General features: G+C 70.6%; 14 protein-coding genes. 7 read left to right on the top strand and 7 right to left on the bottom strand.

Annotated features, from left to right (window positions below; translation table 11 throughout):
• Positions 1-159: 159 nt before the first annotated feature.
• The 6 genes from AB0H93_RS22350 to AB0H93_RS22325 all read right to left on the bottom strand — a co-directional run bounded on the left by AB0H93_RS22350 (position 160) and on the right by AB0H93_RS22325 (position 15,680).
• On the bottom strand, positions 160-1,803 hold the full coding sequence (locus tag AB0H93_RS22350) for a TNT domain-containing protein (protein WP_358574952.1): 1,644 nt from the start codon (positions 1,801-1,803) through the stop codon (positions 160-162).
• Positions 1,800-5,738, bottom strand: a complete 3,939-nt coding sequence (locus AB0H93_RS22345) for an ADP-ribosylglycohydrolase family protein (RefSeq protein ID WP_358574951.1) — start codon at positions 5,736-5,738, stop codon at positions 1,800-1,802. Before AB0H93_RS22345 ends, AB0H93_RS22350 begins: the two co-directional genes overlap by 4 nt.
• 19 nt (positions 5,739-5,757) lie before the next feature.
• Positions 5,758-7,956 (bottom strand): ADP-ribosylglycohydrolase family protein, encoded by a 2,199-nt coding sequence (locus AB0H93_RS22340; protein WP_358574950.1) that lies wholly within the window; start codon positions 7,954-7,956, stop codon positions 5,758-5,760.
• A 64-nt stretch (positions 7,957-8,020) separates the two neighbouring features.
• The gene (locus tag AB0H93_RS22335; RefSeq protein WP_358574949.1) at positions 8,021-14,743 is read right to left on the bottom strand and encodes a hypothetical protein; all 6,723 of its coding nucleotides are present in this window, start codon (positions 14,741-14,743) and stop codon (positions 8,021-8,023) included.
• Entirely contained in the window at positions 14,740-15,048 is a 309-nt protein-coding gene (locus AB0H93_RS22330; protein ID WP_358574948.1) for an ESX-1 secretion-associated protein, read from the bottom strand. The genes AB0H93_RS22335 and AB0H93_RS22330 overlap by 4 nt, the downstream gene beginning before the upstream one ends.
• Positions 15,049-15,080: 32 nt before the next feature.
• Positions 15,081-15,680 (bottom strand): YbaB/EbfC family nucleoid-associated protein, encoded by a 600-nt coding sequence (locus AB0H93_RS22325; protein ID WP_358574947.1) that lies wholly within the window; start codon positions 15,678-15,680, stop codon positions 15,081-15,083.
• A 279-nt stretch (positions 15,681-15,959) separates the two neighbouring features.
• Between AB0H93_RS22325 and AB0H93_RS22320 the strand changes: the two genes are divergently transcribed.
• The 5 genes from AB0H93_RS22320 to AB0H93_RS22300 all read left to right on the top strand — a co-directional run bounded on the left by AB0H93_RS22320 (position 15,960) and on the right by AB0H93_RS22300 (position 20,460).
• Positions 15,960-17,351, top strand: a complete 1,392-nt coding sequence (locus AB0H93_RS22320) for a PLP-dependent aminotransferase family protein (RefSeq protein ID WP_358574945.1) — start codon at positions 15,960-15,962, stop codon at positions 17,349-17,351.
• Between the two features lie 104 nt (positions 17,352-17,455).
• Positions 17,456-17,932, top strand: coding sequence for a DUF6319 family protein (locus tag AB0H93_RS22315; protein ID WP_358574944.1), 477 nt, complete (start codon positions 17,456-17,458; stop codon positions 17,930-17,932).
• Positions 17,933-18,437: 505 nt separating this feature from the next.
• Positions 18,438-18,878, top strand: a complete 441-nt coding sequence (locus AB0H93_RS22310) for a YbaB/EbfC family nucleoid-associated protein (RefSeq protein WP_358574943.1) — start codon at positions 18,438-18,440, stop codon at positions 18,876-18,878.
• Positions 18,879-18,880: 2 nt separating this feature from the next.
• Positions 18,881-19,231 (top strand): hypothetical protein, encoded by a 351-nt coding sequence (locus tag AB0H93_RS22305; RefSeq protein WP_358574942.1) that lies wholly within the window; start codon positions 18,881-18,883, stop codon positions 19,229-19,231.
• Positions 19,228-20,460, top strand: coding sequence for a WXG100 family type VII secretion target (locus AB0H93_RS22300; RefSeq protein ID WP_358574940.1), 1,233 nt, complete (start codon positions 19,228-19,230; stop codon positions 20,458-20,460). The genes AB0H93_RS22305 and AB0H93_RS22300 overlap by 4 nt, the downstream gene beginning before the upstream one ends.
• Before the next feature lie 71 nt (positions 20,461-20,531).
• Here AB0H93_RS22300 and AB0H93_RS22295 read toward each other — a convergent pair whose 3' ends face one another.
• The gene (locus tag AB0H93_RS22295) at positions 20,532-21,350 is read right to left on the bottom strand and encodes a hypothetical protein (RefSeq protein WP_358574939.1); all 819 of its coding nucleotides are present in this window, start codon (positions 21,348-21,350) and stop codon (positions 20,532-20,534) included.
• A 157-nt stretch (positions 21,351-21,507) separates the two neighbouring features.
• Here AB0H93_RS22295 and AB0H93_RS22290 point away from each other — a divergent pair, with 157 nt between their 5' ends.
• Positions 21,508-21,900, top strand: coding sequence for a DUF6247 family protein (locus AB0H93_RS22290; protein ID WP_358574938.1), 393 nt, complete (start codon positions 21,508-21,510; stop codon positions 21,898-21,900).
• A gap of 53 nt (positions 21,901-21,953) precedes the next feature.
• Positions 21,954-22,142 carry a hypothetical protein gene (locus tag AB0H93_RS22285; RefSeq protein WP_358574937.1) on the top strand — a complete coding sequence of 63 codons (189 nt, stop codon included), beginning with the start codon at positions 21,954-21,956 and terminating at the stop codon, positions 22,140-22,142.
• Positions 22,143-22,149: the final 7 nt, after the last annotated feature.

Raw genomic sequence — 22,149 nt, 5'->3', positions numbered from 1 at the left:
CCCTGCGCAGCGTTGCCAATGCGGCCTCCTGCCGTGTCGCCCCCCCGAAGATCGCCATGCGGGAGCGTACCGGCGGCCGCGCCCTCGTCCACGCCCCCGGATGGCCCAAACGGACGCCGGTGAGCAGAGGTGTTTCCGCTGGTCGTTCCGGCTGTCTGGTCAGACCTCCGCGAGCCAGCCGTCCGCGACCAGCGCGCGCACGTCCGCCGGGAGGACGAAGGCGGTGCCGCCGCCGACCTGGCCGAAGTCCGGCTTCGCCACGCCGGAGATCACCTGGAACCCGGTGCGGACCCGGTACTTGCGGTAGTCCCCGGCCGGCTGCTGCGGCGGCGCGGATCGCTGCGGCAGCGTCGTGCCCGCGACGAAGACCGTGTTGCCCGCCGGGTCGCCGAACCTGTCGACCTCGTCACCCGCGCGCAGGTCGACGAGGAACTTGTCGTCGTAGGCGTCCAGCGGCGGCTCGCCGGGCAGCGGCCGGATCGGGCACTCGAAGTCGGCCAGCGGCTCGTCGGGCGCGCGCAGGAACTGGTCCCGGGTCAGGGCCATCGCGCCGATCAGGTGCGCGGCGGCGGCGAACGGCTCCGGGAACCGGGACTTGTTCTTGACCGCGCCGCCGTCGACGCAGAACACCGCCCACCAGCCGTCGAGCTCGCGGAGCATGCACCAGCCGCCCTCGACGGGCTGTTCGAAGCTGTAGAACCGGCGGCTCATGCCCATCGCGCCGATGAAGCCCCTGGCCAGCTCGATCGCTTCGGCCGGCGGGACGTTCTCCAGCGCGTCCGCGTCGGCGCCCAGCACCAGCGCCTTGGCCTCCGCCGCGGCGCGCTCGGCGACGACCTCCGGCGGCCGGTGGCCGTTGCGCCGGACGTGCTCGAGGAAGTCGCGCGGCGGCGCGATGTCGTGCACCCCCAGGTAGTAGGCCATCGCCAGCGGCCACACCCAGGTGCCGTCGGTGTGGAACTGCTTGGGCACCTCCGGCGGCTGCTGCGGGTCCACCTCGTCCGCCGAGGTGCCGGGGGCCGACAGCAGGATCTCGCCGCCGTAGAGGTAGTCGAGGACCGTCTGCTTCTCCGCCCACGACAGCACGGGCCGGTGCGCGAACGGGCGGTCGTCGGCGCCGCGGCCGTCGAAGACCTGGACCATGCGGACGGGGTCGGGAACCTGGAAGCCGCCGCGGTTGTCCGCGTGGTGCTGCCACGCGGCTTCGAGGAGCCAGTCCGGCGCCGTCGCCCGCGGGTAGAAGCGCAGCTCGTCGTAGTACGCGCGGAAGCCCTCGTCCGCGCGCGTCCACTGTGGAACATCGTGCCCGGTCCGGTAGTCGGCGCCGTCGCGGCTGATCGCGATGCTCGCCGTGGTCCACGCACCGGTGTCCGGGCGGTACTCGACGTTGCGGAGCCCGCGCAGCGCGTCGACGACCTCCTGCGCCGGGATCCACTGGTGCTCTTCGTCGGTGGTGACGGTCGCGGTGATCTCGATCCGGGTGCCCAGGGCCGTGCAGTCCACCCGGGCCTCGCGCCAGCCTTCCGGCAGCGCGGCGGCGAGCGCGCCGTGCAGCGAGTCGACCAGTTCCTGCCGCAGCGCCGACCGGTCCGGCACCGAACCGTAGGACGCCGGCGCCGGGAACTGCGGGCGCACCGGGTGGGCGTCGTCCTCCTGCTCGAAGAACACCGCGGTCACCTGCTCGACCGGGATCGCATCCGGCCTGCCGTTGATCCGCGCCCCGCCGTCCCGCAGGTCGATCACCAGCTGGGGTTCGCCGTCGATGACGCCGTACAACCCCGGGATGTGCGTACCGAGGATCACTTGCCCTCCCCCTCGAAGGTCTCGGTGCGAACGACTCCGTTGATGCGGCGCGGCGCGGGCTTGGGCGCCGGGAACTCCGCGGCGGGCTCGTCGCCGGCCGTCCGCAGCGCCGGCTCCGGAACCGACCACTGCGGGCGAGCGGGATAGCGCTCGTTCCAGTCCTCGTCGGTCGGCGGCTCGATCGCGGCCGGCCCCGGCTGGAACGCGCCCCGGCCGAACTCGGCGACGCAGTCCAGCGCCACCTGCTCGACGACGTCGCGCAGCTCCAGCTCCGCCAGCCAGTCGACCGGGAGGGCGCCGACGCCGAGCAGCGCGCCCACGATGTTCCCGCAGATCGCACCGGTGGAGTCGCTGTCGCCGTCGTGGTGCACGGCGATCCGCAGCGCGAGCTCGACGTCCTCGCCGCCGACCAGCGCTGCGCACACCGCGATCGCCAGCGCCTCCTCGCCGACCCAGCCGCCGCCGAGCGTCTCGGCGACCTGCTGCGGCGTCGGCACACCGGCCTCGGCCAGGTCCACGGCGGCCTTCAGCATGGCGCTGGTCTCCTCGTGGTCCTCCCAGGTCTCCAGGACCTGCAGGGCCAGCCACACGCCGTCGTCGAGGCCGCGGCCGAGCAGCGCCTGCTGGACGATCACCGCGAGCGCCCCGGCGGAGTGGTAGCCGGCGGGGTGGCTGTGGGTCAGCGCGGCGGTGCGGGCGGCCAGCCGGAACACCTCGGCGGGATCGGTGGAGCACAGCGCGGCCGGGGCGGCGCGCATCACGCCGCCGCAGCCCTTCGAGTCGTTGATCTTCTCGGTGAACGAGCCGGCCGGGTGGCCGTCGCCGAACCGGGCCAGCGCGCGGAACACGGTCTTGCCGGGGGCCCGGGTCTTGAACAGGCCGGGCACCTCGATCAGCCAGCCGTCGGGCGCGGGGTAGTCGGCGAGGAACCGCCCGGCGGCGGCATCCCACTCGACGCCCTGCGTGTGCAGCCAGCGCTGGTAGGCCAGCTGGACCTCGGGCAGCGGGTCCTCGGCGCCGAGCATCCTGGCGGCGACGCTGCCGCGGATCAGGCCCTCGGCGGTGAACAGCGTCATCTGGGTGTCGTCGGTGATCGCGCCGTGCACCCCGTACGCCTCGCGCAGGCCGCTCGGCCCGTCGGTGCCGAAGCGCTTGGTGATCTCCTCGGCGGTGATGAACTCCAGGTCGGCGCCGAGGGCGTCGCCGAGCGCTCCGCCGAGGAAGCAGCCCAGCACCCGCTCGGTCAGCGACGGCGCGCTGTCGTCGGGCCGGTCGGCCTTGGCGTGCTCGCCGCGGACGATCGGCTGCACCGCCGCCGCGGGCTCTGCGGGCTTCGGTTCGGTTGCGGCCTGCGGCGCCTCGACGACGTCCGGCGTCTCCGGCTCGCGCTCGTCGACCTCGGCGTGCTCTTCCGGCTCGGTGCCTTCGGGCTCAGCGTCCTGGAGCTTGAGCTCTCCGAGGACGGCGTCCTGGAGCACGGTGTCCGCTAGCTTGACCTCTTCGCGCTCGGTGTCTTGGAGCACGGCATCTTCGGGCTCGCCGTCTTTGAGCACGACGTCCTTGAGCACGGCGCCTTCGCGCACGCCATCGTCGAGCACCGCGTCCTGAAGAACGACCTCTTCGAGATCGGTGTTCTCTGGCGCGGTGGGTTCGGCGAGGCTCGGCCGGGCGATGTGATCGGGGCCCAACGGCTCGGCCTCGACCTCCGCCGCGACGGGTTCGATGCCGTCCGGCTCCCCCGGCATCGGGTCGGCGTCGAGCGGCTCCACCGATTCGAGCTCGGCGGGCTCCGGTTCGGCTTCCTCGACCACGGTGTCTTCCACGACCGGCTTGAGGATGCTCGGCCGGGCGATGTGGTCGGGGCCGAGCACGGGCTCGTCGGCCCGCGCTTCTCCCGCATCGGATGCGTCGGACAGCCCGAGCGGCTCCACCCGCTCGACCTCCGCCGGGAAGGACTCCGCGAAGGACGGGAAGACCGCCCCGTCGGCCTCCGGCTCGTCGGCTTCTCCCGGGTCGGCGGCCGCGGCGAACGGGTCCGGCAGGTCTTCGCCCGGCGTCGTGTCGAAATCGGCCGGTTCGAGGTCGATCGGTGCGCGCGCCGGCGGCTCCATGTCGACCGGCTCGCGCTCGACCGGCGGAGCGGTGACGGACTGGTCTTCGGAGGAAACGTCCTCTGCGAAGGCTCCCAGCGATGGCTCCTGCGCTGTGCCGGCGACGCTTAACCCCTGCTCGGCGACGTCCTCTTCCACTGCGCCGGTAGCGACCTCCGCGCCATCGACAGGCCGCTCGGCGGCGATGTCGTCGGGCTCCGGCACGACGATCCGCCCGAAGTCCTGGTCCGCGGCCTGCGTCTCGTCCGGTGCCGAATCGGGCTCGGCCGGGGATTCGGCAGGCGTCGCGCGGACTTCCGGGGCCCGAGCCGCGGCGCGAGGAGCGGCCAGCGGCGGGAAGGCCCCGATCTGCGGTTCGGCGTCGACCTGCTCGGCCGGGGTGTCGACCGCCGGGAACACCGCGGTGGTTTCCACCGGGGCCCCGTTCGACAGCAGGCGCGGCACCGGGATCGGGCCGGTGCTCGACGGGTCGGTCGCCGTGAATTCCGCCGGGGGTTCGGTGCGGGCCGCCGGGAACGTCGGCGCCCCGATGCTCTCCGAGCGCGCGCTCTGCGGCGCGATGCCCTGCGGGGGCGTGTCGACGGCGTCGTCCGGCGCGGCCGTGATCGCGGGCATGATCATGGTCTGCTCGGCGGAGCCTTCGACGGTGTTCGGCGTGCCGGCGGCGAGTTCCCGGGGGCCGCCGAGCGGGCGGTTGTTCGGCGCGTACCGCTGGGCCCACTGCGGCGGCGGTGGCGGCGCGAAGGCTTCGGTGGCGTCCGCGCAGAGGATCTCGATGACCTCGCGCAGTTCGAGTTCTTCCCCCCACTGCGCGGGAATCCCGCCCGGCCCGTAGATCGCGCCGGCGAGCTGCCCGGCCAGCGCGCCGGTGACGGCGCTGTCGCTGGACTGGTTCACTGCGACCCGCACCGCGTCGGCGAAGTTCCGGGTGCTGCCCACCGCGGCCAGCGCGATGCCGAGCTCGCCGGGCTTGTTGTAGGTGTCGAACTCGATGTCGAGGTCCGAGGGGGAAGGGCGAACGCCCCGCTGCCCGACGAACATCGCCGCGTGCACGGTCCGCCGGACGTCGGCGGGGATCTCGCGGACCTGGTACGCGCTGCCGAGCCGGTTGCGATCGGATGCGGTCACCGCGTCCCACAACGGCACCCCGCGGATCAGCTGGGCCAGCACGTCGGCGTGCATGCCGGCCGCGCTGACGGAGTTCGGGGCGGAGGTGAACAGGTTCGCGGTCGCGGCGCCGGTCGAGTACACGGCCTCCGGCACGTTCGACCACACCATGGCCGGCGCGGCCCAGGCCACGCAGCCCGCCAAACCGTCGATGCCGGTCGGCGGACGCAGCAGGCCGTCGGCCCCGAGCGGAGACTGCCGGGCCATCCGCCCGAGCAGGGAAATCGCCGCGCCCTCCGGGTTGCGGGTCGAGTACAGCTCCGACCGTTCGAGCAACCAGCTGTTGGGCGCGGGTTCCGTCGACAGGTACGCCGACATCGCGTAATCCCACGGGACGCCCTGGGTGTGCAGCCAACGCAGGTAGTTGGTGAAGACGAACTCGGTCGGCAACCACCCGTTGCCGCCCGGGTTCGCGGCCTTCGCCCGCAGCAGGGCTTCCATGGTGAACACGGTGAGCTGGGTCAGATCGCTGACCGCGCCGCGCCGCCCGAAAACGGGCAGGTAGTCGACGACGCCCTGCGGGCCGAACCACTGCTGGAGCTCGGCGGTGCTGGTGTTGCGCACGCCGGCGCCGAGCGCGTCGCCGACGGCCCCGCCGAGCATGGCGCCGCGGAATCGTTCGGCCCACGACAGCTGCGGCGGTTGAGCGTCGGTCATCGCGATGTCTCCCTCATGGTCACCAGGCGGGGTACCGCCGGGTCCACCCCGGATCGGTCGGCGGCCCGGGGCTGAACTCGACCAGCGCATCCTTGGCCAGCGTCTCGACGAGCTCGCGCAGCTCCAGGGACGCGAGCCACTCCGGAGGAACGGCCCGAGCCCCGTAAAGAGCCCCCGCAATGTTGCCGCACACGATCCCCGTGGAATCGGAGTCCCCCGAGTGGTTCACGGACAACAGCAGCGCGTCCCTCAAGTTATCGGTGGCCAGCGCGGCGTAGAGCCCGATCGCGAGAGCTTCCTCCCCGACCCACCCCTGACCGAGTGTGTCCTTGATCTCCTCGGGGCTGACGGCGCCCTTCTTCGCGAGCTCGACGGCGGCGTCGAGGAACCGCAACTGCTCCTCGTGCCCACGCCACCGCAGCAGCAGATCCCGGGCCATCCGAACGCTCTCCGGCAGGGGCACGTCGCGGATCAACTGGTGCACGATCACCGCCAACACCCCGGCCGAGAGGTAGCCACTGGGGTGGCTGTGCGTCAGAGCAGCGGTACCAACAGCCGCGTAGAAGACCTCAGCCGGATCGTTGGACCACACCGCAACCGGCGCGGCCCGCATCACCCCACCACACCCCTTCGAGTCGTTGATCTTGAACTGCGGAGTGGCGTGCTGATGCGTCCGCGCGAAGTTGGCGAGGGCGGACATGCAGGTGCTCCCCGGAGCCCGCGAGCTGAACAGCTCGGGATGCGTGATCAACCACCCATCGGGCTGCCGCAGGTGCTGCGCATAAGGCCCACCGGCGCGATCCCACGGCTGGCTCTGCGTGTGGAACCACCGCTGATAAGCGTGCTGAACCTCGGGAACAGGATCGTTGTCCGTCGGATTGATCCGCCGAGCAACATGAGCCCGGATGAGCCCTTCGAGGGTGAACAGCATCATCTGCGTGTCATCGGAGACCTGAGCAACGCCGTCCCGAAGCACCGGAGACGTGAGCCCGGCATCCCCGTGGTGCCGCCGAATCATCCCGATGTCGTGGAACTCAATAGCGAACCCAAGAGCATCGCCCATCGCCCCCGCGACCATGGCCCCCAAGAACCGCTCATGAGCGTCGAGGGGCGACCGAGGCGTTGGGGTGGCAGGGGCCGATCGTTCCAAACCACCGGCGGACAGGGCTGGATACCGCTGCTGCCACTCGGCATCGTCCCGAGGCTCCGGCCCGAACTGCTCACAAGCGTCCTGCGCCAGCCGGTAGAGCATGTGCCCCCCGGTCAACCCCTGCAACCAATGCTCGGGAATCCGCTGCGCGCCCCCGAAACTGCTGCCGAGAAGAGCTCCGCAAAGCGCCCCGGTCAGCGCGCTGTTGCCGGAATGGTTGACCGCGATGCGAAGAGATCGGTCGAAGTCGTAGTTCGCAGACTCGGCGGCGCAGAGGGCAATGGCGATCGCCTCCGCAGCGGTGTTGCCGGAGCCGAGTTGTTCGATCTGTTCCGGATCGATTTCCCCCCGCGCGATCCGTTCTGCTCGCTCCATCAGAGCCAGCAACTCGGAACCACCAAGCTCCGCGAGCAAGGATTCGGCTGTGGTAACCCCACGTCCGGGGTTATGCGTGAAGATGCACTGCTGCAACATCACGACGAAACCGGCTATCGAAGTCGCGTCTTCGGCGTTGGCTGAAACCGATGCCGACCGGCGGGAAATCTGAAAAAGCGTGTTGGGGATCTCGGTCCACAGAGCCAGCGGCAGATACCGGACGATCTCGTCCGCCCCGTTGTCAGACGGAGCCAGCGAACGCGCGAACTGCGGATCGATCGGGTAGTGCGCCGCCGATTCCGCGATCACGTCGTTGGCGAAGTCGGGCAACCGCTGCCCGGCCAGCTCGTAGGCCTCGGCGAGCGCCCGGCCCAGCTCCGGTTCCGAACCGGCCAACCGGCCGCGGTCCGCCCTGACGACGGTGTCCAGCGACAACGCCAACCGCAGCAAACTCGACCGAAGCTGCTCCGGCTCGGAGGGCGGCGCGTAGCGGGTGATCCCCTGCTCGCCGTACTGCTGCCGAATCTCTGACCACGACATACTCGAGACCACCGCCCCGAGCCGGTCCCCGATGGCGAAACCGAGCACCGCACCAAGTGCCCGGCCACAGCGCTCGTCGAGGTCAGAACCAAGTCCCAGCGCACTAGGCACAGCCCGCCGCACCCGTCGTTCAGAGCTCGGCTCACCAGCCATCTCGTTCTCCTTGTCAAAGCCCAATATCGCCCGCGCCTACCAAGTCGCCCACCACCGAGCTCCGCTATCCGAACGGACTCAATGCGTCAGCGATCTTGCTGCTGAACGGTTCGTTCGGAGATGGCGTCCAATCCGGCCGCGGCAACGGTGGTGGTACGGAGCCGTCCGGCAGCCTCGGCGTCGGTACCTGACGAACGTGGATGTGCCACTTGCCAGTGTCTGGATCCTGGTACTTTCCGGTCACTTCCAGGCTGGTCCCCGGCGGGAGCAGGATCTCGGCTTCAGCGGATCTGTCGTTGAAGGGCCGGAGATCTTTTCCACCTGTGATCTCCATGTGGAATTCCACCAAGCCGCCGAACTTGCTCTTCGGCTGATCGGGGTTGTCCGGATCCGGCCTGACACTCGTACTGGTGAAGGAATGCTCGGTCACGACCTTGCCCGGTTCGTAGCCGTCCGCGATAGCGGCCGCGAGCCCGGGATCGTCGACGGTGACCACGCGATGCGCCTTGCCGGAGAAATCGGGCAGTTGGTTCATCCCGGACACGATGCAACTGATTTGCTCGTCGTACCGCCGGAGCATCTCCGGGTCCTGGGTACGCAGCGCCTTGTTCATCTCGCTGAACGAATGCTTCGTATAGCCGTGCATCGCGAGCTTCTGCTCATGGGGGATCTTCTCAATTGCCGCATACAGCTCTGGATCGGTCTCTTTCAGCGCTTCGATGCGGCGCTTGATCTGGTGATCGAGCATGTACTTGTCATCTGCCAACCAATTCTGGTCGTACTTGGCCAGCATCGCTTTATGAGTGGCCTCATCGGCCCGATAATTCGGGTTGCCCAGATAATCCTGGTCCGGGAGATCGTTCGGCACACCATCGCCGTCCGGCGATTCGTCCAGCTGATCCCACGGCGATGTCTGCTCTTCAGCGGGCTTCTCGCCCACATTTCCCGATTGCTGGTCGGAGTCCAGACCGCTGGACGTGTCGGCGTCGGCATCGTGCCCCGAAGCCGGGTCCGGCTTGGGATCGAACGGGCTTCCGCCGTCCGATTCCCACCACTTCGGCGCAGGAGTCGTGGCGTCGCTCGGGCTTGGGGCGTCGGTCTCGGTGTCCAGGTTCCCGTGCTGGCTGTTTGACGGGCTGGATGACTGAGACGGAGTCGGCTCGAAGTCCTTTTGCCAGTCCGACGAATCCGCGCCACTCGCCGAGTCCGCGGGCTCGGGCGACTTCTGCGGGGCTGGTTCGAAGTCGTTCCGCCAGCTTTCGGCTTGCTGGTCGGTTCGCGGCGCGGTCGTGTCCGTCGGCTTGCCCGGCTCCGGGGCGTGCGGCGGCGCATCGGCCGACTTCGGCCCGGAGCCGTTGGTCTCGGCGGGTTGTGCATCCGAGCGGTGGCCGGTCCGGGGCGAAGTGCCCTGGCCTTGTGCGGGATCCGGTCGGCGCGGGGCTTCCGGTGACTGCGGTGGCCGGGGGCCGTTGACTTCTGCCGGCGGTTGGGCGGGACGCGGACTTCCCGGAGTCGGCGCTTGGCCGCCAGCGTCGGTGGATGGCGCCCTGGTTTGGGACGACGGGCCGTCCATGCGGGGGCCTCGGACATCCACCGGCGGCGCCGCCTGGCGCGGAGCCGCCGGCGCTGGGCGCGGACCGCTGACATCCGCAGGCTGCGGTGCCGGCGGACGCGCAGATGGCGCTGCGGGCTGCTGAGGCGCACTCGGCTGCCGACTTGCCGGGAACTGCGGTGCCTGGCGGTGCTGGCCAGCGGCGGGTTGCGCTCCTGCCGCAGGTTGGGACTGCTGGGGCGATTGCTGCGCATTCGCAGCGGGCGGCTGCTGACGCATCCCTTGCTGCTGCGGCGCGGCTGCCGGGGGGTGCTGCTGACGTGCAGGCGGCGGCTGTTGCCCGAACTGCGGCGCAGCAGCCGGCGGCTGTTGTGGTTGCCGCGGAGGTTGTGCCGGTTGCTGCGGCATCGGCTGCTGACCGGCATGTGGTGCCGCGGGCGGCTGCTGCCCCGCGTGCGGGGGTGCGGGTTGCTGCCAGGTGCGCGGAGCGGCCGGTTGCTGGTGGATCGGCTGTTGTCCCGCGTGCGGGGCGGCCGGTTGCTGGTGGTTCGGTTGCTGCGGAGCCTGCTGCCGCATCGGCTGCTGGTGCGGCGATTGCTGAGGTGCCGCCGGGTGCTGTCCGGCCTGCTGGTGCGACCCGTATCCGGACTGCGCCGTCATCGGCTGCGGAGCCTGAGCAGGTTGCGAATGCGGCGCCGCTGGTGGCGGTTGCTGGGCCTGACCTGCGTTCGGTGCCGACTGGTGTCCCGGTCCTGCCTGCGGCGGACCGGCGTGGGGCACCTGCTGCGGCGGGTTGTTCGGCACGAACTGACCGGTGTTCCGGTCGACGTAGCCCGCGGGTTCCCACTGGTGGTTCTGCGGGTTGAACCGGCCCAGGTCGTGGTAGCCGTCGGCGTCGCGGTGGACCGGGATCCAGCGGCCGAACTCGTCGGTTCGGCCGTGCGCGACCCACGCGCCGCTTTGGTCGTAGTGCCCGTTGGGGACCAGTTGGCCGTTGCCGTTCAGGTGTCCCGGCACCCAGCGGTTGAGGTTGTCGAGCTGCCCGTGCGGGATCCACTTGCCGTGGACGTCGAACTCGCCGTGCGGCACGAACTCGCCGTTCGGCATGACGTGCCCGGGGACCGGCTCGTTGTAGGCGTCGGGCCGCGAATGCCAGCCGCCCCAGGCGGGACCGCCCGGATGCTGGAACTCCTTCGGCGGTTGGTCGCCGTAGCCGCGTTGGTGGGCTGCGTCGGCTTGGTGTCCGAAGCGGGTCCACTCCGGTTCGTGGCCCGGGGGGAACGGGCTGTCGTGGACCGCTTTCGTTCCGTCCGGGCTGAAGCTGACCCATTGGCCCGGCTCGTCGAAGCGCGGTTGCGGCGTGCCCGAGGCGTCCACGTCGAACTCCGCGCGGCTGCCGCTGGCGTACATGTTGCCGAAGTTGTCGACCCAGGCGTCCTTGTTGGGCGCCAGGACCTCCACGCCGAGTTCCTTCGACAGCTGCTGGGCGAAGTTCGGGGAGCCGTCCGGCAGGTCGGCGCCGGTCTGGCAGGACAGCAGGCGCACCGGCTCGCCGTGCTTGTAGCCCGGCGCGCCCTTGATGATCTCGGCCAGCTCCTTGGCCGAGAGCTCCTTGCCGTTGAAGCTCACGCCGTTCGGGCTGCCGTGGACCTCGACCGTGAAGCGCTTCGGGTCCACGGCCGGCCGCGGCATGCGCTGGGCGAAGTCCTGCGCCCGGTTGAAGTGGGAGCGCGGGAGGTCCCGGATCATCGAGAGCCCGGAATCCGTGTTGCGGATCGCGAGGCCCCTTCCGCCGAGCTTCTCGCGCAGCTCGGCGGAGATGTCCAGCGGCTCGCCCTCGCCGACCCTGTGGTTCCGGCGGTGCTCGAACGGGTTCTCCGGCGGCTTCTCCGCCGCCATGGACTCCGAAGTGGAGCGCGGTGGCGCGTCCGGGGCCGCCGGTTCCGGGGTGTGCGGGGCGTCCGGCTTGTGGTAGCCGAGGGACTCGGCGCGGATCCTCGCGTCCTCGGCCATCCGCTGCTGCCAGCCGGGGCCCCAGTGGCGGACGCCTTCGCCCTTGACGTGCGCGAAGTCCCCGTGCTTCACGTCCGCGTACGGGTAGCGGTCGGCGTCGGCGTGCCGGGCCGCCTGCGGGCGGCTCGGCTGCGGCGCGTGCGGGCGCGGACCGTCGACGTGCGGCGCATCGGGACGCGGCGCCTCGACTCGGGGTGCATCCGGGCGCGGGGCGTCCGGATGCGTGCCCTGCGGGCGCGGATTGGCCGGATCGTTCAGGCGGGACGGGGTTTCCGGCTGCCGCTGGCGCGGCATCTCCGGGCCGCCGTCCGTCCGTCCATTGCGGACAGGTCCATCAGGGCCGCCGGGGCGTGATGGGCCGTCGGGCCGGGCCGAGCTGTTCGGACCGTCCGGGCGCGACGGGGCATCCGGGCGCGCCGGGCCGTCTGGACGCATCGGACCATTGGGCCGCGACGGGGCGTCTGGCCGAACCGAGCCATCCGGTCGCATCGGACCGTTCGGCCGCGACGGGGAGTCCGGAGCACCTGGACTCGTCGGGCCGTTGGAGCGGGACGGGGCGTCCGGACGCGGTGTGCCGTTCGGACCGTCTGGACTCATCGGGCCGTTCGGGCGCGCCGGGGCATCGGCGCGCGGTGCGGCTTGGGGACCGGTCGAACCGTTTGGCCGCGCCGGGGCATTCGGGCCGTCCGGGCGCGACGGGCCGTTCGGCCTGGCCGGGGCGTCCGGGTGTGCCGATCCGCTGGGGCCGTTCGGGCGCATCGGAGCGTCGGGCCGTGCCGGGCCGTTCGGGTTCGCCGGGGCATCCGCGCGTGCCGGGCCGTTCGGGTGTCCGGGCCCGTTCGCATGCGCCGGACCTCCCGGCCCGCCGGGCCGGACCGGTCCTGCCGGGCCGTCGGCCCGTGGCGGCCCTGCGGGGCCTCCCGGCTGCGCCGGGCGCTGACCGGCTCCGCCGGGGCGGTGCGGCGCGTCCGGCTTCGCCGGTCCGCTCCTCGCCGGGGCGCCCTCGGGGCCGCGTGGCCGCGGCGCCTCGGGCCCGCTGGGCATGCTCCGCCCGGCTGCGCCGGGGCTTCCGGGCGTGCCCGTCCAGCCGCCGCCCGAGCCCGGACGGCTTCCGCCAGGCGAGGAGGACGGTGCGCCTCCCGATGCGCCTGCGGCCGGGCCGCCCGCGGCTCCACCGGCGGGCTGGTCCGGGCGGGCCGAAGGAGTGTTGGGGGGCGGTGCGGCGACGCCCATGTCCGCCGGTCGTTCCGGCGCGCTCACGCTGGCGCTCGAAGTGTGGGCCGGGGTGGACGGCGGACGGTTCGCGACATCCGGGCCGAAACCGCTTCCGGTGGGAGCCGGGCCGCCGCCCGAGCCACCGGCATGGGCCGGACCACCGCCGGAACCGCCACCGACATGAGCCGGGCCGCCCCCGGAACCGCCACCGACATGCGGCGATCCGCCGCCCGAGCCGAAGTTCGCGCCCGAGCCGCTCCCGGTCGCCGATCCGCCGCCGGAGTGCGACCCCGCACCGGTACCACCGGCCGACGGCCCATCCGGGGCCGACGCCGCGTGCGGGCCGCCCTCCGGGGCTGCGGACCGCACGTCCGCGCCACCGTGACCGCTCGGCCCGGTGTCCATTGAGGACGCGCTTCGCGGCGCATCGGCCGACCCGCCGGGGCCCGTGTCCGCGGCGGGTCGACCGGACGATTCCGGCGCGTGCGGGCCCGAATCCGTACCGGCGCGCGGTGAATCCGAACCGCTCGGCGTACCGGAGGAGCCGGAGCCGCCGTGCGAACCGGAACCATCGGCCGAAGAACCGGAACCGCCATGGGAGCCCGAACCATCGGGCGACGAGCCGCCGTGGGAGCCCGAGCCACTGGCCGAAGAACCCTGCGAATCAGGGCCGTTCGACGAGGAACCCGCCCCGCCGTGCGAACCCGAGCCGGGAGCGTCGGTGCCGCCGGAACCGCCGCCCGTCGACGTGGAGCCGGAGCCGCTGCCCGAGGGGCTCGAAGTCGAGCCGCTGCCCGATCCCGTTCCGCCGCCAGGAGAACCGGAGCCATCACCGGTCGAGCCGCTGCCCGAACCTGATCCCTCACCCGAAGAACCGGAGCCGCTGCCCGACCCCGTTCCGCTGCCCGTCGAACCAGAACCGTCACCGGTCGAGCCGGAGCCCGTCCCGGACGAGCCCGAACCCGTTCCGCTGCCCGAGGAACCCGACCCGGTCCCGGACGAGCCGTTGTCGCTCTCGCCGTCCGAGCCGCCGCCCGGCGCGTCCGGGCCGCCGAACTTGGCGTTGTGCTTGCCGACGACGTCCGTGCCGAACACGTCGTCGACCTTCTTCCAGGTCTTCTCCGCCAGCTTGTCGCCCAGCTTGCCAGCGACGTCCAGCTTGTCCGCGACCTTGCCGACGTTGGTCGCCGCGGTCTTCACGCCGTCGGCCGCTCGTTTCCCCAGCTTGCCGAGGGCCTTCATGATGTCGCCGAAGACCTCGACCAGCTTGGCCAGCTTCGGCGCCACGTTGCTGATCGTCTTGATCAGCTTGGTGACGATCTTGGTGATCTTGCCGACCGTCCTGGCGATGAACGAGACCGCCTGCGGCACCACCCAGGCCAGCGAGACGCCCGGCGGGGCCAGCGCTTCCAGCGCGTAGGTGATCAGCCGCGAGATGCAGTCGGCGACCAGGTCGCGGACGAATTCGCGGACGAACGAGACGACCTCGCCCATCACCGTGACCACGGTGCTGATCGTGTTGGCGAGTTCCGCGGCGCCGGCGAGGGCTTCGCCCTTCTCCCCCGCCTGCTGGCGGTAGGCGTCGCCGGCCGCGCCGGTCCACTGCGCGGTGTCGGCCTTGACCGCGTCGTTGTACTGGGTGGCGGCCTCGCCCACCGCCTTGCTGACGTTGGCCCAGGTCTCGCCGTACGCCTTGACCCCGTCCGGGTCGCCGGCGAACCAGTCCAGCGCCTCCTTCAGCGGCTCGACGTGCTCGATCAGCCACGACAGGCCGTAGGAGAGCAGGGTGCCGATCGGGTCGGTGGCGATGCTGACGACTTCCAGCGCCAGCCCGCCGTAGGCCAGCCCGCTCTCGACCCAGCTCGAACCGTCGTTCAGCGACGAGACGTCGTTGATGGACTCGGCGATGCCGATCCCGGTGCCCCACCCGGCGTCGCCGGTGCCCGCGGTGAGCGGGCCGGGGCCGTCCGGATTCTCCTTCTGCTGCGCGACGAGCGGGTTGCTCATACCTCGATCCCGCCGATCACGTCGCTACCCGCGTCGTCGGCGGACTGGTATTCCTCCGCGGCGCCGCGCACGTTCTCGGCGACCTCCTGCATCGCCTCGACGGCCTTCTGCAGCGTCTCGACGCCGTGCTGCTCCACCGGGTCGAGCATCCAGGCGAAGGGTCGGCAGAGGATCCCGTACGCGTCGTTGTCCAGCGAAACCTGCTGCGACGCGTCGACGGCGACGTTCAGCTGGTCCACCACACCATCCACTTTGGACGCATGGGTGCGCAGGTTCTCAATGACGACGTTCATCTCGTCCGGCATCGCAAAGGGCCCCTCGGGTCGGCTCGGCAGGATCAGCGCAGGAAGGAGCCGCCGCCGAAGTCGTCGTCGTCGAAGTCGTCCGGGCGACGGCGCGACGGCGGCTGCTGCGGCGGGGCGGTCGGGCGCTGGGGCGGCGCCGGCGGAGCCGGGGGCTGGCGCCGCTGCTGCGGCTCCTCGTAGTCGTCCTCGACGCCGTACCGCAACTCCTGCAGGCCGGACCCCTGCTTCTGCGGCTCTTCCTCGTCCTCCGGCATCTCCGGGAAGTACTTGCGGGCCTGGCCCAGCACGTGCTGCGCGGCGGAATCCTCCAGCCCGACCGTGCCCGCCACGGCCTGCTGCATGAGCTCGGGGACCTTCGCCTGCGCGGTCTGCACGGCGCGCATGATCTCGGCCGCCAGCTTCGCCATCGGGCGGTTGCTGGCGTTCTCGGAGAGCTGCAGGCTCTGCAGGATGCCGGCGGAGTTCACCGTCACCTCGATCGCGCCGTCCCGGGAGGTCTCCGTCACCGAGATCTGCTCGATCTCCCGCTGCATCCGGCCGAACTTCTCGGCCTTCTCGGTGGCCCGCTCCTGCCAATCGCGAACCATCCGCTCGGCCGCGCCGATGTCGCGTCCGAAGTCGTCCTCAGGCAACCCGTCCCCCGAACCGCTCCGCCGCGCACCGGCGGGAGCGCTGCGCCACCTTCCGGCGACAGCCCGCGTTCCCCAGCCCTGGCACGGTTTCCCACTCGATCTCGTCCGGCGGGAACCGTATCAACCGCGCGCGCGAGGCCGGATCGGATCTGCGGGATTTCCCGTGTAGCGACGATCACGAGCCCGGGCCGCCGGACGGTCATAACGGCGCAAAAGGTTCATAGCGCCGTGACCTGAGCCTGGATCCGCGAATCGGGCACTTCGGTAGGGTCGGTGGTTGTGACAGTCGGATGGCCCGCTTCGCTGGATCTGCACCTGGACTGGGCGGGCCGGCCGGACAGCAGCAGGCTGGCCGAGGCGCTGCGCACCGCGATCCGCGACGGCCGCCTCCCGGCCGGCAGCCGCGTCCCGTCCACCCGTGCCCTGGCGCAGGACCTCGGCGTCGCCCGCGGCACCGTCACCCGCGCCTACGACCAGCTGGTCACCGAGGGCTTCCTGCTGTCCCGCCAGGGCGCGCCGACCACCGTCGCCGAACGGCTGGCGAGCCCGGACCCGATCGCCGCCCCGCCCGACCCGGAAACCCCGGCGCCGCGCTGGGACTTCCGGCCCGGGCGGCCGAACCTCAGCTCCTTCCCGCGCCGGGACTGGCTGGCCGCCAGCCGCCGCGCCCTGCAGTCCACGCCCGACGGCGACCTCGACTACGGCGATCCGCAGGGCCACCCGGCGCTGCGGGAGGCCCTCACCGAGTACCTGGCGCGAGTCCGCGCGGTGGCCACCACGCCGGAGCGGATCATCATCTGCAACGGCTACTCCCAGGCGTTGTCGCTGCTCAGCAAGGCCCTGCACGACCAGGGGCTGGACTCGATCGACTTCGAGGACCCGTCCCTGCCGCAGCTGCGCGCGATCCCCGCCGGCTTCGGCATGGCGGTGCGCGGCGTGCCGGTCGACCACGACGGCATCGACGTCGCGCAGCAGCTCAGCCGGGCCGTGGTGGTCACGCCCGCGCACCAGTTCCCGCTCGGCGTCGCCATGAGCTCGGCCCGCCGGACGGAGCTCGTGCAGCTCGCGAAGACCGAGGACCGGCTGATCATCGAGGACGACTACGACGGCGAGTTCCGCTTCGACCGCAGGCCGATCGGCTCGCTGCAGGGCATGGCGCCCAACCACGTCGCCTACGCGGGCACGGCCAGCAAGACCCTCGCCCCCGCCCTGCGGCTCGCGTGGCTGGCGCTGCCTCCGCACCTGGTGGCGCCGGTGCGCACGCTCAAGGAGCAAAGCGGGCTGCACGCCCCGCTGTTCGAACAGCTGGCCATGGCGGAACTCATCCGGTCGGGCGCCTACGATCAGCACGTCCGCCGATCGCGCGCCGTGTACCGGAGGCGACGGGAGCAGCTCCTCGATGCGCTGAGCGACCTGCGCGCGCACCACCGGCCCTACCCGGCCGGTATCTCGGCCGGACTGCACATCACCCTGCAGCTCGACCCGGAGGGACCGACGGAGCGAGAAGTCCTGACTCGGGCGCGGAAGCATTCGGTGGAGCTCGAGGTGCTCGGGCCGCACTGGGCCTCGCCCGGACAGCATCCGCCCGGCGTGGTCGTCGGCTACGCCGCCCCCGCGGAACACGCCTTCCGCCCCGCGCTGCAAGCATTGGTCACCGTTCTGCAGCGGTGACCCGATCGGGCGGCGCCGCCGGACCGCCCGACATGTCCGCACCAACAGAGGGGAACAACTGTTCTATTCTGGGTTCCCCTCGCCGCGACACACAGGAGACAGAATTGACCGAAGAGCAGACGAGCACCGAGCAGACCGCGTCGGCCCAGTCCGAGCAGGCCCAGCCGGAGTCGGCCCAGCCCGAATCGACCCAGTCCGAATCGGCGCAGCCCCAGTCGGAGCAGTCTGAGTCGGCGCAGCCCGAGGCCGAGTCCGCCGCCGAGGCGGCGCCGAAGAAGCCGCGGGCCCGCAAGCAGAGCACCGTCAAGAAGACCCGGACGGTCGAGCTCACGCTGACGGTCACCGGCACCGCCGACGGCGAGTGGCAGGCCGACCTGATGCACGCGGGCAAGCGCATCGTGCAGGGCCTGCCGGTCGCGGCGGCCGCGGTGTCCAAGGCGGCCGCCGAGCTGCACCAGGACATCTCCGACACGATCGAGAGCGTGCTGAACGAGGCGCGCCAGCAGCACGAGGCGAAGCTCGCCGAACTGGAGGCCGAGGTCGAGCGGGTCCGCAAGGCCCTCGCCGAGCTCGAAGGCTGACAGCCGCGAACAGCCGGGCATGCCGTGCCGGCCCCTCGACGACACGGCATGCCCGCCGCAGTCCCGACCCGGTCGGCTCCGCCGACCGCATTACCGCGGGGCGAGCCGCGAGGCTGGGAGACTCCCAGATGCGGCAGCGACCCCGCAACTTTCGATACCGGCCGGTCGATCGAGCCCATGCTACGCCGCACGACATGCGCTTCCCGGCCCGAGAGCCCGGCCGTCTCCCCGCGATCCGCCCGGAAAACGCGTTTGGTCGAGCCAATTCCGCGCGGCCGATCGAGAAACTGCGCCCGTCATTGCGGTAAACCACGGCATCGCGGCCGATGAATTCGGTTCCGAATGCCGGGAATTCGAACGCAGTGGCGATGACCAGCCGGTACGCCCGGACTGGAAAAAGGTTGCGCCATCTCCGGGATTTTTTCGGGTACTAGACCCGCCACTCCGTCCGATGGGCAAGGATAGCCGATCAGAACCAATCAGCACTGGGCCGAGGAGGCGAATCATGTCCGCGGATCTGGATGATCTGCAACGCAAACTGGACGCGCTCAAGGAAGCTGGCCGCAGGGCCGAGGAACGAATGGGCGATTTCGGCCAGATGCGCGAGCAGATCAGCGAGCTGCAGGTGGCCGCCACGTCCGCGGATCGCTCGGTCACCGTCACCGCCAGCCCCGGCGGCGTCACCGGCATCGAGTTCACCCAGGACGCGATGCGCCTTTCGCCCGCGCAGTTGTCCGGCACCGTCATGAGCACCTTGCAGCTCGCGGTCGCCGAGGCCGCCCGCAAGCAGGCCGAGATCGTGCAGGAGTACGTGCCGGACAGCGATGTCCTCGACCGAGTGCTGCGCACCCAGGAAGAGCTGTTCGGCGCCCAGCCCGAGCAGCAGCACGAAGCGCCGGTCGACGACGACGAGCAGCCGGATTCCTTCCTCGACGGCAGGAGATGACGATGCCGGGGTACAAAGCGCCCGCCGAAATGATCATGCAGTGCGGCGGCAACATCGGCGGGATGAACGCCGACGCGAAGGCCGTCCGGGACAAGGTCGCCGGCGCGGAGGTCCCGGAGGTCTCGTGGGGGCTGCTCGGCCTGGCCACCACCTACAGCTCCTACCGCGACCTGCTGGAGAAGTTCAAGCAGCACCTCGACGAGATGAGCGAAGGGCTGATCAAGGCGGGCGAGGACATCACCGCCTGCGGCCGTGACTACCAGGAATCCGACGAGTCGATGGCCGAGATGTTCGGCAAGATCCTCGGCGAGGTCGGCAAGGGCGGCGGCGGTGGCGGAGGCGGTTCCTGGTGACCACCAACGCGGAAGCGATCAGCGAGAACAGCGCGCTCAACCCGGCGGCCCCGCGCGTCGACGGGTCGGCGTTCGGGAAGCTGCCGTTCGTCAAGGACATCATCAGCGCGAGCGACAACGCCGGTAAGGGCGACGTCGAGGCGCTCAAGGGCGACATCGAGAGCTACCTGTCCAGCGCGACCAGCTTCGCGCTGGATCCGATGGGCTTCCTCATCGGCACCGGCGTCGAGTTCGTGATCAACTTCGTGGCCCCGGTGCGCGACGCGATCCAGCTCGTCACCGGCGACAGCGAGGCGCTGGCCAAGAGCGCCCAGTCGTTCGCCGAGGTCCAGGACGAGATCAACAAGCTCGGCCAGAACCTGACCGACAGGCTGGACAGCGAGCTCGCGGACTGGGACGGCGAAGCCGCCGACGCGCTGCGCAAGAAGATGGCGAAGTTCATCGACGGCGTGCAGGCCACCGGCGGCCAGGCGAACAACATCTCGCAGCTGCTGCAGATGAGCGGCACCATGATGGAAGCCGCCGAAGGCGTGATCAAGGGCATCCTCTCCGACTTCCTGACCTGGGCGATCACCACCTGGATCACGGCGACGGCCTCGGCGGGCCCGACCTTCGGCGGCTCCATCGCCGCGGCCACCGCGGTGACGACGGCGGAAGCGGGCATCACCTGCGCCCGGGCCGCCCAGCAGATCCAGAAGATCACCAAGATCATCGGCCACATCATGGACGTGATCACGGCGATCAAGGCGATCCTGGACACGATCCGGATCATCGAGAGCGTCCAGCAGATCACGGACGGGAAGCCCGGCGGAGACGGCGGCAAGAGCCCGGCGGACATGGGCAGCAAGATCCTCGGCGGAGTGACGAAGGAAACCGCGGACGAGCGCAAGGTCGTGGGCCAACTCGGCACGGGATTCCAGTCCGAAGCCGAAGACCGCGGCTACACCGTCGACGACAAGTCGGGGCACATCACGGAGATCGACGCCGACGGCAACATCACCGAGCGGGACAAGACCACCGGCGATCCTGTCGTGAACGATGACGGCACGACTTCCACGTACCAACGCGATGCACCGTCTTACGGCGCGAAGGACGTCGCCAAGTCCGGCTTCAACCAGGTGGCCGGCGGCCTCGGCTCCGCCGCTGACGCACTGGAGAAGCAGGCCCAGGGAGGCGGTTTCACCGACGTCCCGCCGGACGAAACGATCAGCGGCGACCTCAACTGGTGATCCGCCTGATCAAGTAACGAGCGAAGGGCCCTTCGACCGGCCTGCCGGTCGAAGGGCCCTCACTAGGAAGATCAGTTAAATGGGAGCCGCAGCTGCGTGAGCGGGACGTGCTGGCGGTCGGCTTCCGCAGCGGCTGGATCCTGGAATGCCGCGGGCGGAATCCAGCTCGTCACGTGGTGCGCCCATCCCAGCAACTCGTCCACCGTGTCCGGCCGGAAGAGCTGCCGGCTCGTCCAGAACATCACTTTTCGACCAGATAGCCGGAAGAGGGGCGTGCTAGGCACCTTCAACCCGGCGAAATTGCTGAACGACCGGTACAGCCAGTGCAAGCGTTCAGGGGTTACCACGGCTTGCACGTATTGCGGGCTGGCTCCGGAAATTTGGTAGGTGAACGCGTTCGTCGATCGGCTCGGATCGCCGATCTGCACGGTCGCGACCTGCTCGCCCCGGGCACTCCCCTTCGAGCGGTTGAATCCGAGCAAGCTCAGGAATCCGCCCGGTTTCTCGTGCCGCCGCTCGACCAGTAGCTCCGGAACTGGCGACGGCAACTCCAGAACCGCGACACTGGTCATCGAAGTGGCAGTGCCGGACTTCGACGTGGTGACCTGACGATCGGTAGTGGTCGAATAGTACGAACCGGTCGTCGCGGTGTACTTGTACGAGTTCGCGATCTGCATCACCAGCGCCGGCATGCCTTCGTGGAGACCGGCCAGCAGCAAGGGAATCGCCTTGTGCTCGTAGTCGTGGAACGGCGGCCCGGGCAGCTGCCCCAGCACGTCCCCCGGCGCGTCCCGCGCCATTCGCCAACCGCGCTGCGCCGCCCACTCCTGAAACGGATCCCCCGCCGGAGGGTGCATCGGCTGCTGCCACGGTTGTCCGGGCTGATTCATCCCCGCCTCCCATCACCGCCGCACACGGTAACCCGCCGCACCGAGCAGCACGCGAAAACGGCTGCCTCCACGGCGAGCCGCCTTTCATGCGGTGGCGCACGCGCATGACCGGGTTGAGCGACTTTCCGGCGGGGCGCTGATCGCTACGTTGAAAACCATGGTCAGCAAAGACTTTCGCGCAGAAGACTACGCGCGGATGGACGTGGTGATCGACCGGACCGGCCCGGCCATCCGTCGCGCCCTGAATGAACTGGACCCCGAAAGCTGCGCCGAGTTCGAGCGCGAGTTCCACCTCGCAATGGCCGAAGCCGACGATGACTTCGACCTCAGCCGAGTCGAGAAGGTCCTCGGCCGCTGGTGGGCCGTGGCGTGCTCAGCCGCCAATCCCGCCCCGTACGTCGACGAGCTGCTGGAGCGCATCAAGAACGGCGATGAGTCCGTCTTCTCCGAAAAATGGCGTCCCCAACCCGACGGCACCGACCTCGTCTACCGCAGGGATACCGAAGGGGACTGGTACTTCTCGCACGTACACCGCCCTGGGGCCGAGTGATGCCGAGCTACGAGATCCGTTGGTGCACAGAAGCCGAACGAGTGCGGGACACCTTGCCTCATGAGGTCCGCACCGAGGTGGAGACCTTCGTGAAGCGGCTGAAGGAAAATCCCAAAGCGCGAGGAACCTACAACAAGCGCTTCGACTACTACTCGGCCAACTTCGAGTACGGCTTCGTCCACTATGCGATCGTCGACCAAGTACTACGAGTGATCATGCTCCGCATCACCGCCGTCTACTGACCGCACA

Origin of the sequence: Saccharopolyspora sp. NPDC050642 (assembly GCF_040654735.1) — a bacterium.
Taxonomy (GTDB): domain Bacteria; phylum Actinomycetota; class Actinomycetes; order Mycobacteriales; family Pseudonocardiaceae; genus Saccharopolyspora; species Saccharopolyspora elongata.
Note: the sequence above shows the minus strand (reverse complement) of the source record. Positions and strands in the feature narration are given on the sequence as shown.